Annotated in this window: 17 protein-coding genes; 3 read left to right on the forward strand and 14 right to left on the reverse strand. The window is 27.1% G+C overall.

From position 1 onward, the window contains the following. The first annotated feature begins 270 nt into the window (after nt 1–270). Nucleotides 271–1,968, forward strand: a complete 1,698-nt coding sequence (locus BLP75_RS03125; RefSeq protein WP_170827924.1) for an ABC transporter ATP-binding protein — start codon at nt 271–273, stop codon at nt 1,966–1,968. A gap of 225 nt (nt 1,969–2,193) precedes the next feature. After that, nucleotides 2,194–3,177, forward strand: a complete 984-nt coding sequence (locus BLP75_RS03130; protein WP_092722773.1) for an SH3 domain-containing protein — start codon at nt 2,194–2,196, stop codon at nt 3,175–3,177. Between the two features lie 102 nt (nt 3,178–3,279). Here the strand turns inward: BLP75_RS03130 and BLP75_RS03135 are convergent, their stop codons facing one another. From BLP75_RS03135 to BLP75_RS03155, 5 genes are all read right to left on the reverse strand, one after another. Beyond that, nucleotides 3,280–3,465 carry a hypothetical protein gene (locus BLP75_RS03135; RefSeq protein ID WP_092722775.1) on the reverse strand — a complete coding sequence of 62 codons (186 nt, stop codon included), beginning with the start codon at nt 3,463–3,465 and terminating at the stop codon, nt 3,280–3,282. A 263-nt stretch (nt 3,466–3,728) separates the two neighbouring features. Beyond that, a complete protein-coding gene (locus tag BLP75_RS03140) occupies nt 3,729–4,556 on the reverse strand; it encodes a hypothetical protein (protein ID WP_092722777.1) in 828 nt (275 codons plus the stop codon). A 92-nt stretch (nt 4,557–4,648) separates the two neighbouring features. After that, nucleotides 4,649–4,912 carry a hypothetical protein gene (locus tag BLP75_RS03145; protein ID WP_092722779.1) on the reverse strand — a complete coding sequence of 88 codons (264 nt, stop codon included), beginning with the start codon at nt 4,910–4,912 and terminating at the stop codon, nt 4,649–4,651. A gap of 43 nt (nt 4,913–4,955) precedes the next feature. Further along, nucleotides 4,956–5,954 (reverse strand): CPBP family intramembrane glutamic endopeptidase, encoded by a 999-nt coding sequence (locus tag BLP75_RS03150; RefSeq protein ID WP_092722781.1) that lies wholly within the window; start codon nt 5,952–5,954, stop codon nt 4,956–4,958. A 154-nt stretch (nt 5,955–6,108) separates the two neighbouring features. Beyond that, nucleotides 6,109–7,293 (reverse strand): MFS transporter, encoded by a 1,185-nt coding sequence (locus BLP75_RS03155; RefSeq protein ID WP_092722783.1) that lies wholly within the window; start codon nt 7,291–7,293, stop codon nt 6,109–6,111. Nucleotides 7,294–7,431: 138 nt separating this feature from the next. On the opposite strand from BLP75_RS03155, the gene BLP75_RS03160 reads away from it, so the two are divergent. Continuing rightward, nucleotides 7,432–8,331, forward strand: a complete 900-nt coding sequence (locus tag BLP75_RS03160) for an AraC family transcriptional regulator (RefSeq protein WP_242872369.1) — start codon at nt 7,432–7,434, stop codon at nt 8,329–8,331. Between the two features lie 76 nt (nt 8,332–8,407). Here BLP75_RS03160 and BLP75_RS03165 read toward each other — a convergent pair whose 3' ends face one another. The 9 genes from BLP75_RS03165 to BLP75_RS03205 all read right to left on the reverse strand — a co-directional run bounded on the left by BLP75_RS03165 (nt 8,408) and on the right by BLP75_RS03205 (nt 15,616). Further along, on the reverse strand, nt 8,408–8,704 hold the full coding sequence (locus BLP75_RS03165) for a hypothetical protein (protein WP_092722787.1): 297 nt from the start codon (nt 8,702–8,704) through the stop codon (nt 8,408–8,410). Between the two features lie 121 nt (nt 8,705–8,825). Further along, nucleotides 8,826–9,821: a CPBP family intramembrane glutamic endopeptidase gene (locus tag BLP75_RS03170; RefSeq protein WP_092722789.1), complete on the reverse strand. Its 996-nt coding sequence runs from the start codon at nt 9,819–9,821 to the stop codon at nt 8,826–8,828. Nucleotides 9,822–9,890: 69 nt separating this feature from the next. Continuing rightward, complete coding sequence (locus BLP75_RS03175; protein ID WP_092722791.1) at nt 9,891–10,196, reverse strand: hypothetical protein; 306 nt, start codon at nt 10,194–10,196, stop codon at nt 9,891–9,893. Nucleotides 10,197–10,319: 123 nt separating this feature from the next. Next, on the reverse strand, nt 10,320–10,610 hold the full coding sequence (locus BLP75_RS03180) for a hypothetical protein (RefSeq protein WP_092722793.1): 291 nt from the start codon (nt 10,608–10,610) through the stop codon (nt 10,320–10,322). A 47-nt stretch (nt 10,611–10,657) separates the two neighbouring features. Then, nucleotides 10,658–10,876, reverse strand: coding sequence for a hypothetical protein (locus BLP75_RS03185; RefSeq protein WP_092722795.1), 219 nt, complete (start codon nt 10,874–10,876; stop codon nt 10,658–10,660). Nucleotides 10,877–10,909: 33 nt separating this feature from the next. Next, nucleotides 10,910–11,254, reverse strand: a complete 345-nt coding sequence (locus BLP75_RS03190; RefSeq protein ID WP_092722797.1) for a hypothetical protein — start codon at nt 11,252–11,254, stop codon at nt 10,910–10,912. Nucleotides 11,255–11,510: 256 nt separating this feature from the next. Then, nucleotides 11,511–12,068 (reverse strand): GNAT family N-acetyltransferase, encoded by a 558-nt coding sequence (locus tag BLP75_RS03195; protein WP_092722799.1) that lies wholly within the window; start codon nt 12,066–12,068, stop codon nt 11,511–11,513. A gap of 345 nt (nt 12,069–12,413) precedes the next feature. Next, the gene (locus BLP75_RS03200; RefSeq protein ID WP_092722801.1) at nt 12,414–14,936 is read right to left on the reverse strand and encodes an ABC transporter permease; all 2,523 of its coding nucleotides are present in this window, start codon (nt 14,934–14,936) and stop codon (nt 12,414–12,416) included. Beyond that, nucleotides 14,936–15,616, reverse strand: coding sequence for an ABC transporter ATP-binding protein (locus tag BLP75_RS03205; RefSeq protein WP_092722803.1), 681 nt, complete (start codon nt 15,614–15,616; stop codon nt 14,936–14,938). Before BLP75_RS03205 ends, BLP75_RS03200 begins: the two co-directional genes overlap by 1 nt. Nucleotides 15,617–15,637: the final 21 nt, after the last annotated feature.

Here is a 15,637-nt window from a genome sequence, read left to right on the forward strand (position 1 = left end):
CCCCCTCTAATAGTTTTTTTTATTTATCTACATTTTTTTACCTTTTATATAAAATTATATTTCTTATTACAGTAATATAGAATAACTCTTGTATGTTATTTTATATATATACATAAGTATTAATTTTATTAATACACGTATATAATACCTAAGAATTATCTTTAGACCCAAAGTAGTTATTCTTAATTCATTTTATAGATTTGTAATTTCTAAACACTTATAATCTATTTGTTAATTAAGCTTTTAATATTAATTGGGGGATATTTTAAAATGAAAGAAACAATAAATAAATTGAAATGGATTTATAAAAAAAGTAAACCTGGTATTGTAACGCTTACAGTTGCAACTATTATAGGTTCTATATTGTCTGCTATAAGTGTATACAATGCTATGATTTCAAAGTCATTAATAGATTCTGCTATAAATAAAAATCTAGACTCTGTGATTAAGTGGCTTGTTATAATGGGATCTATTATGCTTTCATCTATATTATTAAGTACACTTAGATCATTTTTATCTACTTATTCATCTAATAAAATATTAAATGAACTTCAAAAAGAATATTTTAGTCACCTTGCTTATAGCGAATGGATGGAGCTTTCAAAATTCCACAGTGCTGGATTAATGACTAGAATAACTAGTGATACTTCAACTATTAACAATTTTATATGTGGTACTATTCCATCTATAATTACCTCTATTATAATGCTTGGTATTTCTTTTTTTACTTTATTAAAAATAGAACCTAATTTAGCAATATTTACAATTGTGATTTTGCCTATTATAGGATTAATAAATAAGCTATGTTCAAGAAGACTAAAAAAGTTCTATAAAGACATACAAGATAAAAACATTGAATATACTTCATTTGTTCAAGAATCACTTCAAAACCTTATGATTGTAAAAACATTTTGTAATGAGAAAAAAACAATTAATAATTTAGATAGAATACAAAATCAAAAACTAAAATTATCGTTAAAACAAAGCTTGTTTACTTCTTTAACTGGTATGCTTTTCTCTATAGGATCTTCTGCTGCTTACTTCGTGGTATTTTGTTGGGGGGCATTAAGCTTAGTTAAAGGAGCTATAACATTTGGTACTATGACTGCTCTACTTCAATTATTTAATAAAATAGAATACCCTTTATCTAGCTTAATGGGATGCTATTCTCCTATAATTTCCTCATTAGCTGCAACTGAAAGACTTATGGAGATTGAATCATTAGCCTTAGAAAAAGGAACTAATAACATGAATGTGTTAATAAGCAATAAGCCAGTTATAAAACTTGATAATGTATCTTTTGGCTATAAAGAAGATGTTAATATATTAAAAAACATTTCATGTACTATAAATCCTGGTGAAACAATAGCTATAGTAGGACCTTCTGGACAAGGAAAAACTACTTTAATTAGACTATTGTTATCATTAATACATCCTGAAAATGGTGATATTTACTTAAAAAATAATAATTTTAAAGAATTACTATCAAAAGATCATCGTAATTTAATATCTTATATACCTCAAGGAAATACTTTATTCTCTGGAACAATAACAGAGAACTTATTATATGGAAATAAAGATGCAACTTATGAGGATATTTTAAAAGCATGTGAGCTGTCTTGTTCACTTGATTTTATAAATAAATTAGATGAAGGATTTGATACTAAAATAGGAGAAAAAGGTCTTGGATTATCAGAAGGTCAAGCTCAAAGAATTGCTATTGCTAGAGCATTTTTAAGAACTAAACCTATACTTATATTAGATGAAGCTACCTCTGCTTTAGACGAAAAAACAGAAGTTAGTGTCTTAGAATCAATTAAAAATTTAGAGCACAAACCTACGTGCATTATCATTACACATAGACCTAAGGCTTTATCTATATGTGATAGAATATTGAGATTAGATAATGGATATCTAATAGAGGAAGATCGTAATGATATCCCTAAATTAGAAATTAGTCTAGCATAACTACTTATCACAAGTGCCCAGTAATACTACTCCCAAGAGTAATTTTATAATTCGTCAAAAAAACTTAAAATCTATCATATAACTATTTATTTCCATGAAATGGATTTTATTTTATATATCTGTAAAATTCATTAACTAAAAATCAAGATAATAATAATTACTATAATGAAATTGATAGTAACTAAATAAATGTATATGACTAAAATTTAACGTGGGGGATTTATAATGAAGATGAAAAAAAAATTATCAATGGGGTCTTTAGGGGCACTTGCACTTACTTTGACTAGTATTGCAGCTGTAAGCGCTCAGTCGGCTCAAGCAGAAACTTTACAGAATCTTAATTTTAGAACAGGTCCTGGTACAAGTTATCCAGTAATATCAACGTTAAAAAAAGGTACAACTGTAAATATAGTTGAAAAATCTGGAAGCTGGACATTAATAAAGTATAATAACACAGTTGGATATGTATCTTCTAATTACTTAAAAAACATAACTGCTACTAATAAGCCACCTCAGGATAATAATCAAAATAATAATAATTCTTTTAAGCTTATGGAATGTAGCACTGCTAGTTTGAACGTAAGAAAAGGTCCTTCTACTTCTGATTCCATAATTGGAAAAGTATATAAAACAGATAGAGTTTATGTAGCATACACTACATCTAATGGATGGAGTAGAATAAAGTATGGCAGTGGATATGGATATGTTAGCTCTCAATACTTAAAAGATGTAAAAGATAATAATAACGGTAATAATAACAGCGGAAATAACAACAACAATAATAATAACAATAATAGTGGAAGTAATAATGTTAATGCTACAATGCAATGTAATGTAACTTCTTTGAATATAAGAAAAGGTCCTACTCCAAACGATCCTATTGTAGGTAGTTTGAAGTATAAAGACAAGGTAAACGTTGTATCTAATTTAAGTAATGGATGGTCTAAAATCAGCTTCAATGGCGGATATGCGTATGTAAGTACACAATATCTTTCTAAGTCTGAAACTACTACTCCATCAAATTCATCATTTATGAAATGTAATACAGATGTACTAAATGTTAGAAGTGGTCCATCTAGTTCTGAAAATATTATAGGAAAGTTAAGAAAAGGTGAAAAAGTAGAGGTTTTATATAACTTAAATTCTGGTTGGGTTAGAATTAAGTTTAATAATAGTTACGGATATGTTGCTGGCTCTTATTTAATTTAATTGTAATTGATAAATTTAAATATAAGTAAAAAGATTAAGTAGTTTGTTACTTAATCTTTTTTTGTTTTTATTGAATCATACAACTATTTACATATTAATTTGTTAACTTTCATTAATAGAGTGATTTTTTGGATGCCATTGACCATGAAATCCACACCATTCCCAAGTAGGATGCTGAGATGGTTTATTATTAGGATCTTTGTACTCACCATTTCCATTTCCATTACCTTTTCCATAAGTTTCTTTTAACCCCAAACTGATAATCTTAGGTTGTTCCCATATTTTCATAAGTTTCCCCCCTTTTTAATTTATATAAATCTTAATAGAACAGCAAATATTATATATATATTATATTTTCAAAATTTTCTCAATAAAATTACACCTTAGCATAATTTTAATACTACATAGTGTTTTAAATCAGAATAATTAGTGTTATTTACAATTACAATATATAACTGCTCAAAAACTAAATAAAGAGAGTGATACAATTATATGTATCACTCTCTTTATTTATATAAATTTGACTATTCAAATTTAATATTCAAACAAAACTACTTCTCTTCTAACACTCTATTCACTGATTTAACCAATGACTTTATAAACTTATCTTGTACATCAGATGATAACTCAAGAACTGAAAGGTACGGATTTAAATCCTCTAACTCAACTAGTAAAAGTTCTCCATTTTCATCTCTACAAGCATCTATTCTTTGAATTCCATGGTCTATATTATTCCACTCTATAAATTTATTAGCAAATTCTAAATCTTCTTTAGTTGCCTTATACTCCTTAAGTTCCCATCTCTTAGATTTATCAGGAGCGTAAAGAGCATATTGGAAGTCTTTATCTATAAAATAAAAAGAGACTTCATATTCAAAGTTTATAGCTGGTTGGATAAGTGTATTTCTATCTTCTTTAGAAACTTTCTTATAAACTTCATCCTTAGATATGATTTCCATTCCGATTGAATCTGCTCCATCTTTAGGTTTTATAACATATTTATCAACATTAGGTAATTTATCAAAATTATCTATTCTATCTATAGTTTTTATTACTGGATAATTTAAATTAGTTAATTCAAGTAAATAATCTTTTCCGTTCATATCCCCTTTTCCATCAAAAGAATTATATGTTTTAAGATTATTAGCTTTTATTTTATTTCTAAATTTATTATATTCATCTGGAAAATTAGCTACCGGTCCAGCATTTCTAAATATAGTTAAATCAAATTCATCATTAAATGAGTCCATATCTTTTGGATTGCATATAACTAGTTTAAACTCATCTCTTAGTTTTGAAGTTATAAATAAATCTTCCTCATAATACCTTCTTCCATTGGCATTATAATACAAGTCTGTTACAAACAATATTTTCTTCATATGCTCATCTCCTTTTTTATATACTTTAACAGAAAATAATATATATGCAATAAAAATTTCAAAATAAATATTAAAAAGTTGATGAGTGCATACTAATAATTAGTGTAAATATATATTGCAGAAACTAATGTTATAATTGATTGCATTGCATATTTAGATATATTTTTATTATCTTTATTCTTGCATGAACCATATAAATCTATGAGATAATTAATTGTATGAATTAGAAATATAGATGCTAAGGTCTTATAAATATTTGTCATCTTTAATATAATAAACATCCCACTTGTTATAATTACTATATCCATTAAATTCTCTCTGTAGTCTTTTATAAATTTTTCTATAAGATTTTGCATGTCTATTCCCTTCATATTTAACGTCAAAATTATATTATATATACTACAAGTCTAAATTTGATTGTTCTTCAATAGCCTTAGATTTGTATTCTTTGGCAAATAAAAATGGTAAAAAGAATATACCATTAAGCACAATGTTCATTAAAAGATCTCCTGGTGTAATTACAGATTCATATCCACCTGCAAGTATTACAATAATACTATTATTTGCTAAATGTATTAATATTGGACACCAAATATTTTCAGTTTTCATATATGCATATCCTAAAAATACTCCTAATAACATGCAATATGTTACATGAAGGATTACGCAAAAAATAGGTGTTTTGGGACTATACAAAGTAAAACAAAGCGGTAAGTGCCAAATCCCCCATATAAATCCTAAAATTAACACTCCAGATTTTTTGCCATAAAGCTTTTGAAGTCTTGGCTGAAGGAAATATCTCCATCCAAATTCTTCTCCAAAAAACAAATTAAATCCTAAGAAGAAGTTCATAACAAGCGACATTATTACTGTTAAAATAGCACCTTTTAGATTTATGGTACTTGATTCGTCTAATATAGCAGTAATAACTATTTTAGTAATAAGTATTGCCAAAAATATCGCTACTACAATTAAAACTTTTTTTAGATTTTTATTTAATGATAAATTAATTGACTCAAATTCAGATGCATTAAATAAAACAACTCCTAAAAGGTATAAAGACACGCATGCATCTACCACTGATGAAGTAATAATATTTTTAAATACAAGTACATCTAATATTGCTACAATTATCCTTACTATAGTAGCTATAGCAAAAAACTTAAAAAACTTCTCTACCTTTGGATTAAACTCGTAATTAGAAACTTTTTTCAAAACAACAATTACTGAAAATGCAGGAATATACATAAATACTCCACCAAAATTTGTTATAAACACACTGCCTTCTGGCTTTGATGATGATATAAATAAAAAAATCGATATAAAAGCAATAAGTCCAAAATTTACTAACAAGAAATATTTTATCTCTTGCTTTATATCCTTAATATCTGTAGACATAAAACTCCCCCCCATAAATTATTAAGTTAAATAATCAATGCATTATCTACTCTAATGCACTTTATCTTTATGGTATATATTTAATAGATCTTTTTCAATATGTTTGACTTGAATAGTCATTTTTCAGACCCAAATAGATAAATCTACATTAATATCAACACTCTACTTTTATATTTTTATTATCACTGCATACTTTACTTACTCGTTCAGAAGTAACTACCATTAATATTAAAAGTATTAATAAAAAAACAGGCAATATACCAAATCCGCTAAACTTAGATAACATACCAAATAAAGGTGGTACGAAAGTGCTACCTACATAAGCTGTAGCCATTTGAATTCCCATGATTCCCTGAGATAATTCTTTTCCAAATCTATTTGGAGTTTCATGAAGCATTGCAGGATATATAGGCGCACATCCTAGCCCAATTAATATTATCCCTGCTAACTGCATGTTGTTTGGTAAGGGAATAGCTAGTAATATTACTCCACTGATAGCTATGATTTGCCCTATTCTAATCATTTGTTTGTTGTTTAATTTCATAGCTAAAAATCCAGCTAAAAATCTTCCTACTGTAATACCTAAATAATATAAAGATACCCATTTAGCTGCTAATTCTGCTGATAACCCAGTTTTTACAACTAAATATGAACTAACCCATAATCCAGCTGTCAATTCTACTGAACAGTAACAGAAAAATGATATTAGCGCAGGTTTAGCTCCTGGTAATTTTAATAGCATCGAAACTTTTACATCACTACAATTATTTTCATCTTCACTATCTTTAACTTCAAATTTTTTCCATAAAGGTAATGAAATGAATAAACTTATAGCTAAGACAGCTTGAATGATCCCTATAGTTGCATATCCCATTCTCCATCCATTTTCTTTAAGTAAATATAAAGACATAATAAACGGACCTGATGTTGCACCAATTCCCCAAAAACAGTGAAGCCAATTCATATGTTTTGCCTCATAATGAATTGCTACAAAGTTGTTAAGCGCAGAATCTACCGCTCCTGCTCCTAATCCTAATGGTATACCTAGTAAACAAATCCATATAAAACTTGGCGAAAAATATATACCTAATAAGCCAGCAGCTGTTAATGAAACACTAAAAGCTGTCACCTTACCTGTTCCAAATCTACTTATTAATTTAGAACTAAAAAAGCTTGAAATTATAGTTCCCCCAGCTACAATCATAGTAGCTATTCCTGCTGATGATATTGAAACATCTAAATCTTGATGAATCATAGGCCAAGCAGAACCTAATATAGCATCTGGTAATCCTAAACTAATAAATGCTAGATAAATAATAATTAATAATAATTTCAACATTTCGTCTCTCCCTTTTGTTATTTAAATTTAAATTCGTCTAAAAATTTCCCATTAACTTTCCTAACATTATATAATAATATTCCATCATAATACTATATAATATAAGAATTGAATGTTTTTTTATAACAATCGTATATTATGTATCGAGGTGATTTAATGATAAAAATGGAATTATTAGATAATAATTTAGAAAATATTACTTATACCTTCAGTAATTTTACCATTGTAGCAAAAGAAAATTTACTATCAAGCTATCCTAATATGGCTGCTGTGAACCATTGGCACGAAGATTTTGAGTTTATCATAGTAAAAAAAGGTAAAATGAATTTTTCAGTAAATGGAAACAGTTATGAAGTAAAAGAAAATCAAGCTATATTTATAAATTCTAAACACATGCATTATGGTTATTCTTCAGATAGGTCTGACTGTACTTTTATTTGTATTTTATTACCACTGTCTCTTTTTTCAGGTATCGATCTAATAAGAAAATCATATCTCATGCCAGTATATACTGATACATCTCATCCGATTTTTATATTTGATTCATCTGTTATCTGGCAAAAAAATTTTATAGATATGTTAGTTGATATATATGACCTTTGTAATGAGGAAAGGGACGGATTTGAGTTACAAGTTATGAGTATTTTATATTCTATATGTCATGTTCTATATCATAATGTAATAAATGACCAAGTGTATAAAAAAGATAATATTGATAAAAATCTTGAGACTATGCACAATATGACTGGATATATTCAGCAAAATTATCAAAGTAAAATTACTCTTAGTGATATTGCATTAGCTGGAAATATATGTAGAAGTAATTGCTGCAAAATTTTCCAATCACTTTTGAATAAGTCTCCAATTTCTTATCTAACCCAGTATCGTCTAGAGAAAAGTATTGAGTTACTTAATAATCCTAGTTATTCAATTACTGAAATTGCACTTAAATGTGGCTTTAATAGCTCTAGTTATTTTACTGAGATATTTAGTAAAAATATAGGTTGTACTCCATCTGAGTATAGGAAAAAGAATTGATAAATTATATGTACATAGATTTTTTATAATAAAAAGCTAAAAAGTAATAAAAATATACATACTTTTTAGCTCTATACTATAATTTTTCATATTTTTGAAATTTGTGAGGTAGTAAATCAAATATTATTAATATTGGAACTGTAATTAAAATATACAAAGTATAATTTAAAATATGATTATTTAAAAATATATTATCAAAAATCATAAGGCTTATAAAAATAATTACACTACTATATATTACCTTATATATAGTATATTGTTGCTTATAAACAGAATTGCATTTTTTACACTTTAATCTTGGTTTAAAACTAATCGCTTCCCTTAATCTATCTGAAAACGTAAATTCATAATTACATTCAGTACAATTTTTCATAAATAGTCCTCCTAAATGATTTAATTTAATTAAATGTCTCAACTATAAGCTCTAGTATTTTAAAAATAGTATTTTAATAACTTGAATATAAAATTTATAAACTTGGGTGTTTTGGTGTTATTCACCCTACATCTGTTGGACTTTCCTCAACATTGTTAGATTTATATTCTTTAGTAAATAAAAATGGCAAGAAGAATATGGCATTAACTGCGAAACCAATTAAAATTCCATCTATTGTGATTGCAGACTCAAAGCTCTCACCAAGCATTATAATCCCGTTATTTGCCAAATGTATTAATATTGGAGCCCAAACATTTTCAGTCTTCATATAAGCATATCCAAAAAATATACCCAATAGCATACAAAATGCAACTTGATGAATTACACCATAAACTGGTGTTTGGGGATTATACAAAGTAAAGCAAAGTGGTAAATGCCAAATTCCCCATATAAATCCTAAGATTAATACTCCACACCTTTTTCCATAAAGCTTTTGAAGTTTTGGCTGAAGAAAATATCTCCATCCAAATTCTTCTCCAAAAAATAAATTAAATCCAAAACAAAACTGTATAATAAAAGCCCATATTGATTCTAAAAAATCAATATTCATATCTGCAGTACTTGATCCTTCTAATATAGATCCAACATAACTTCTACCAATATTTAATAAAAAAAATATTAGTACTACAAATATAATCTTTTTAAAATTCTTAGCTAGACTTAAATTAAGTACTTCAAATTCTGACCCCTTAGATAAAACTAGTAGCACTAGATACAAAGATATAAATGTATCGATTAAAGATGATATAAAAGTACTCTTAAGTACAAATGTGTATACTATTGATGTGACTATTCTCACTAATGTAAATGTATAAAAGACACTTAAAAATTGCTCTACATTTGGAGTAAACTCACATTTTGAAATTTTTTTTAATACAACAATTACCGAAAATGCTGGAATATACATAAACATTACACTAAAATTATGTATAAGCTTACTACTATTTGGCTTTGTTGCTGATATAAATAGAAAAATAGATATAAAAGCAATAAGTCCAAAATTTATTAATAAGAAATATCTTATCTCTTGTTTTATAGTTTTAATATCGGTAGACATAAAACTCCCCCCTATAAATCACTTAGTTACATACTCAATAAAATATGCACTTATATCAACAATCTTAGTTTATTTTTTTCTTATCCATAAATACTTATTTTTAAGAAATGTTATATAAATAATCGGAACTATAAACCTACATTCATTCATCGAGTTACCACACTCAAATTCTACCGTTTCATTCTCTGAAATAGTAAAGTCTATTTTATTGCTCCTGCACCAATCTATTTTTAGATATATTGTATGATTCCCTGGATCAAGGTTTATATTTTTTATCTCTCCACACTTAATCTCATCATAGCAATTTCCATCTATCATAATTTTATAACTTCTTAATTTGTCTCTATATACATTGTCCCTACTAATTGTTAGCATGCCTTCTACTCCTTGATATATTCATTATTAATCGTCCTCTCTTAATGTCTTTACGCTCTATTTCAATCTTCAATATAAATAAAATACAAATCTTATGTTGCATTTTGTTCAATACTATTATGTTTAAATTAACATTAAACAATAAACTTCAGTAATTACCCAAATGCCTATTAACACTAAGTTCACTACTGAGCCAAACTTCTCTATTTCTGACAATGCGTTATACTCATTAGACTTTTCATCTAATAATTTAATCTCAGGCAACACTAATCTAACTAAAAACAAAAACGTTAGAGGAACTCCAATTATAGCAATTGAAAGTTGAAATCCTATTTTAGATTTAGTTAAAAAACTAACCATACTTGCACAAATTAATGCTATTGAAAACAAGCATCTTTTAATATTAATACTCATATTAATTCATCCCTTCTACACTATTTAGCCATAGTATATTTAAATTCCTAGCCATTGTTAGAGCTATTATTTTTTTTAGCAAAGTATTTATTTAAAATCCAATCAAATGAAAAATACAATGCACCCCATATCAACAGATCATACAATAAATTAATATTTATACCACTTGATAAATTATAATTAAAACCAGTTACTTTACCTATAAATCGAGCTAATATATAAGTTAAAATAAATGTTATTAAATTTATAGATTTAGAATCTTTCACGAAATCGCCTCCAATTAATATTTTTAAATTCTCTTATAAATCATTCTCATTTGTATCACTATATTTAGGAATACTATTAAATAATGATTTTATAGAACAAGTCATTAATGATATCAATACTACAATTGACGCCATGCTATTTAGCACATCAGGTAACCCATAATATTTATTTACTAAAAATACTCCCCCTTGTAATATAAGGGTTATTGCTACTATATAACTTAGTCTTACTTGTTTTTTTATAAAAGACTCTTTGTCTTTTATTCTGCTTTCATTTATTTTCTTCGGAATTTTTTTTGTTTTACTCATTTCATAAGTAAAATAAATAGTGACTCCACCACAAATTATAAGACCTAAATTTAAAATATCTAAAAACATGTCATTTCCTCCATTTGAATTTTAGACTTCTATATACACTAATATAGGTTTTCATAAATTAATTTTCAATAATTTGTGCATGAATGGTCACTTTAAGCCCCCCAATAACTATTCAATCAAAATTTCGCTTCACTCATATCGCCAACGACTCTTTGTCCGTTGCTTAAAATTTCGCTTCGCTTCATGGCGCCAACGACTCTGTCCGTTGCTTAAAAAAAGGAGCCTAAGCTCCTAAGTTATAAACTATCTTATATCTTTAATTTTTATAATCTGATGCAAGTATACTATACATAGAATAATCACAAATACCTTTGTTATTTCTATCCGCTTGTCTCATAGTTCCTTCATATTTCATTCCACATTTTAGCATTACTTTACCTGAATTAGGATTAAGTGGATCGTGTCTTGCTTCAATACGATTTACTCCAACTTCCTCCATAAAAAATTTAATCAAAGCACCTAATGCTTCTGACGTAACCCCTCGTTTCCACCATTTTTTACCTATACAATATCCAACATGAACCAAATTTATAGCTTCATCTTTATGTACTATACTTATACTTCCAATAGGCTCATCCCCATTTGATTTTAGTGTAATAGCCCATTGATAAAAATCATCATTTTTATATTCATCTATCCAGTTATTTAAAATATCTTTAGTAACTTCTACACTTTCATGTGGTTTCCAAGTTAAAAATTCCGTAACATCTGAATCATTTGCCCAATTTTCATACATAGCCTTTGCATCTGCTGGTACAAATTTTCTTAAAATTAAATTTTGCGTTTCTAGTACCGCTGTTCCCTTATGGTTCATGTTATCCCACCTTTTTATATTAATTATCTTTCCTTATAATTTGACAAACCATCTATTTATCCTTTAAAAAAATAAAAAAGTTGCTTCGCTTAAGCCACTGCGTGGGCGCTACACTTTCTATCGCCAACGACTTCGTCCATTGCTTAAAAGTCGCTTCGCTTCTGGCGCCAACGATTACGTCCGTTGCTTAAAAGTCGCTTTGCTCCTGGCGCTAACGACTTCATACATTGCATAAAAAAAGTAGATAGATTTATTCTTACTCAAATCTATCTACTTCTTCTCTTTTGGTTATTTTATGTAAAAGTATTATCGTCCTAGTTTTTAGTTTGATATCTTCATTTTTGTTTATTCATTTTCCCTTAATGCTTCTACTATGCTATCTTTCTCTGTATATTTAATACAAATTGTAGGTACAATTATAGATATAATAATTAATATAGGAGATGATACTATTATAGGTAACATTGTAAATTTATAACTAAACATCATCATACCTCCAGCTACTAAAGTCACTAATTTTTTAGTAAGAGGTAACCCAATTACAACAACTATAAAAATTGTTAATAAAGCATAATACAATCCTTCTAATTTTATTAATTTCTTAAGTTGATTTTCACTCATACCAATACTTTTTAGTATTGCAAACTCTCTTTTTCTGCTTATAATATTTGTCATCATTACATTATTAAAGTTTAAAATCCCTATCAACCCTAATACAAAACTAAGCCCATATCCTACTATTTTATATGTATTTGCCATGTCTTCAAACTCATTTATATATGTTAATTTCATTTTATAATCTAATGTTGGATTTGTTTTTATTTTATTATCTAAATAATTTTTCACATTATTTATTTGACTTTGGTCAACATTAAACATAGCAGTCATTACAGATTTGTTATTTACGATATTTTTAAATTCACTTATTGGTAAATACATATCACTACCTTCTATACCTACATATCCTGTTCGTAAATATAAAGGAATAACTTGAACAGTTGCCATAACCTCATATTCTTTGCTTTGTCCATTTTCAAAAGGTATAGTAACTTTACTTCCAACATCTAATAATCTACCCATATACCAATTTTCATCCAATATGATATAATTACCAGTTTTGAACTTTTCTATATCTATTTTTCCTTTAGTTAAATATTTTTCTATAAATGGTAATATACCTTCATCTATTCCATAGCACTCTGTTGGAATTTTTTTATTTTTTAATGCTTCATTAATATATTTTTGATAATCTTGCTCTACAGAAGATTTTTTACGTTCAATATTTTTTTTCATTTCATCAATTAATGGTAACTGAATACCTTTATGATATATTTTATCAACACTATGAACGCCTTCTAAATTTTCAATTTCTTTACAAATATCCTCAGTGAATGCATCAGAATAATTACCTAGCCCATACTCCCATCTATAAAAGCTTGTATCTCCTACTGTAAAGTCTGTACCTATTAAATTAACTAAATACTTATCAATATCAAGCCCATATATTACAGTGTATACGCAATTTAAAAGTATGATACTTAATGATAATGATGCTATAACTATAAATGACTTGCTTTTATTCTTAAATACATTAGATAAAGCCATATTTCTAATTTTTGCTCCACTATTTGTTTTTTTAACTTTTCTTCTAGTTTTTTCACGTACTCCACTATATCTTAATGCTTCTATTGGTGATACTTTAGATGCTATTTTAGATGGTTTATATATACTAACTAATACGGTTATTAATGAAAATAATATAGATCCTATAAATATAATTGGACTTGCAGAAATTTCAGTATTTACTATAGTTGTTTGTCTTACTAAAAGTGGCGTTAATATTACACCTATAAAGTAACCTAAAGCTATTCCTACAGGTATACCTATCATACACATTTTTAAAGCTTGTTTTATGATGATTTTGTTTATTTGTTTTTTAGTAGTTCCAATAGTTTTTAACAGTCCATAAAACTTTATATCTTTTACTATAGATATATAAAAAACATTATATATAATTAAATAACCAGCAAACATTATAATAGCTAAAAATCCTATAGCTCCCCAAAGTGAACCCGTATCTTCTTCCATCCTTACACTTGTATATGCCCAGTTTACACCAGTATTTATTTGTTTTGTATTTAATCCGCTTTCAATTAAAACTTTTTGTAATTTTTTTTCTATAAATAAAGAATTGGAAAATTTAACTTCTAAATCTATAAGCCCTGTTCCTTCACCACTTTTTTTAATTTTTTCTTGGTCTATTCCTTTAAGCTCTTCTTCTACAAAGTCCTTTGATACATATAATACACTCGCCATTGAAACTTTATCGCCTTCATATATGCCACTTACTTTAAATTCTGTATTATATTCTTTATCATTTATAAAATATTTCAGATTTATCTTTTGATTTATGTCTTTAGGAATCCCTAAAGCATCTAATGTTAATGTATCTACTAATATTTCATTTTTACTTTTAGGAATATTACCTTTAAATGGCTTTGCAAAACCATTCTCTATATAGTTTTTATCAGCATACTTTATTTCTGTTTGCCTTTTTGCAAGCTCTTTATTTTGTGCTAAATTTACAAATATAGATACATATTTTTCCTTAATCAGTTTGTTATCTTTAATTTTTTCATACTCTTTTGTATTTAAATCCTTAAAACCACCATGAAATGTACCTCCTACCATACGCATAGTTTCATATTGTGTTGATTTTATCATACTCATTTGTATAGTAAAAAATGCTGTAAAAAGTAATGTTGTAAGTATTATAGATACTATTGCAAACTTGTTTCTTCCTTTATTGTATTTAAAGCTATTTTTTGATAACCTATTAATAACTTCCTTATTATTAGTTCGAATCATTATTCACTCACCACCTTAGATAAAATCTTCCCGTCTTCTATCCTTATAACTCTATCTGCCATTTGTGAAATCTCTTGATTGTGAGTTATCATTATAATAGTTTGATTGAATTTTTGACTCATAGTTTTTAACAGACCCATAACGTCTTGACTAGTCTTGCTATCTAAGTTACCAGTAGGTTCATCAGCTAGTATTATTGATGGTTTAGTAGCTAAAGCTCTTGCTATTGCTACTCTTTGTTGTTGTCCTCCTGATAAGTTATTAGTCAAATTATTGACCTTGCTTTCTAACCCTAATGATGTTATAACAGTATTTACATACTCTTCATCTATTTTGTTACCATCAAGTTCTATTGGTAATACTATATTTTCATAAACATTTAAAATAGGAATTAAATTAAATTGTTGAAATACAAATCCTATTTCTCTTCTTCTAAATATTGTAAGCTCCTCATCATTTAATTTAAATATATCACTATTATTTATAGCTACATTTCCTTTTGTTGGTCTATCAAGACCACCTATCATATGAAGTAAAGTACTTTTTCCACTTCCTGATGTTCCTACAATACAAACAAATTCTCCTTTATTTACTTCAAATGTTACTCCATCTAAAGCCTTAACTAAACTTTCATCTTTCCCATAGTATTTTTTTAAATCATTAACTTTTACTATACTCATATTCCCCTCCTAAAAATTATC

Origin of the sequence: Romboutsia lituseburensis DSM 797, assembly GCF_900103615.1 — a bacterium.
GTDB classification, from domain to species: Bacteria; Bacillota; Clostridia; order Peptostreptococcales; family Peptostreptococcaceae; genus Romboutsia_F; species Romboutsia_F lituseburensis.

Excerpts from the sequence above, each read along its gene's own strand:
- BLP75_RS03125 (WP_170827924.1), top strand. The coding sequence starts at position 271 with ATGAAAGAAACAATAAATAAATTGAAATGGATTTATAAAAAAAGTAAA.
- BLP75_RS03130 (WP_092722773.1), top strand. The coding sequence starts at position 2,194 with ATGAAGATGAAAAAAAAATTATCAATGGGGTCTTTAGGGGCACTTGCA.
- BLP75_RS03135 (WP_092722775.1), bottom strand. The coding sequence starts at position 3,465 with ATGAAAATATGGGAACAACCTAAGATTATCAGTTTGGGGTTAAAAGAA.
- BLP75_RS03140 (WP_092722777.1), bottom strand. The coding sequence starts at position 4,556 with ATGAAGAAAATATTGTTTGTAACAGACTTGTATTATAATGCCAATGGA.
- BLP75_RS03145 (WP_092722779.1), bottom strand. The coding sequence starts at position 4,912 with ATGCAAAATCTTATAGAAAAATTTATAAAAGACTACAGAGAGAATTTA.
- BLP75_RS03150 (WP_092722781.1), bottom strand. The coding sequence starts at position 5,954 with ATGTCTACAGATATTAAGGATATAAAGCAAGAGATAAAATATTTCTTG.
- BLP75_RS03155 (WP_092722783.1), bottom strand. The coding sequence starts at position 7,293 with ATGTTGAAATTATTATTAATTATTATTTATCTAGCATTTATTAGTTTA.
- BLP75_RS03160 (WP_242872369.1), top strand. The coding sequence starts at position 7,432 with ATGTATCGAGGTGATTTAATGATAAAAATGGAATTATTAGATAATAAT.
- BLP75_RS03165 (WP_092722787.1), bottom strand. The coding sequence starts at position 8,704 with ATGAAAAATTGTACTGAATGTAATTATGAATTTACGTTTTCAGATAGA.
- BLP75_RS03170 (WP_092722789.1), bottom strand. The coding sequence starts at position 9,821 with ATGTCTACCGATATTAAAACTATAAAACAAGAGATAAGATATTTCTTA.
- BLP75_RS03175 (WP_092722791.1), bottom strand. The coding sequence starts at position 10,196 with ATGCTAACAATTAGTAGGGACAATGTATATAGAGACAAATTAAGAAGT.
- BLP75_RS03180 (WP_092722793.1), bottom strand. The coding sequence starts at position 10,610 with ATGAGTATTAATATTAAAAGATGCTTGTTTTCAATAGCATTAATTTGT.
- BLP75_RS03190 (WP_092722797.1), bottom strand. The coding sequence starts at position 11,254 with ATGTTTTTAGATATTTTAAATTTAGGTCTTATAATTTGTGGTGGAGTC.
- BLP75_RS03195 (WP_092722799.1), bottom strand. The coding sequence starts at position 12,068 with ATGAACCATAAGGGAACAGCGGTACTAGAAACGCAAAATTTAATTTTA.
- BLP75_RS03200 (WP_092722801.1), bottom strand. The coding sequence starts at position 14,936 with ATGATTCGAACTAATAATAAGGAAGTTATTAATAGGTTATCAAAAAAT.
- BLP75_RS03205 (WP_092722803.1), bottom strand. The coding sequence starts at position 15,616 with ATGAGTATAGTAAAAGTTAATGATTTAAAAAAATACTATGGGAAAGAT.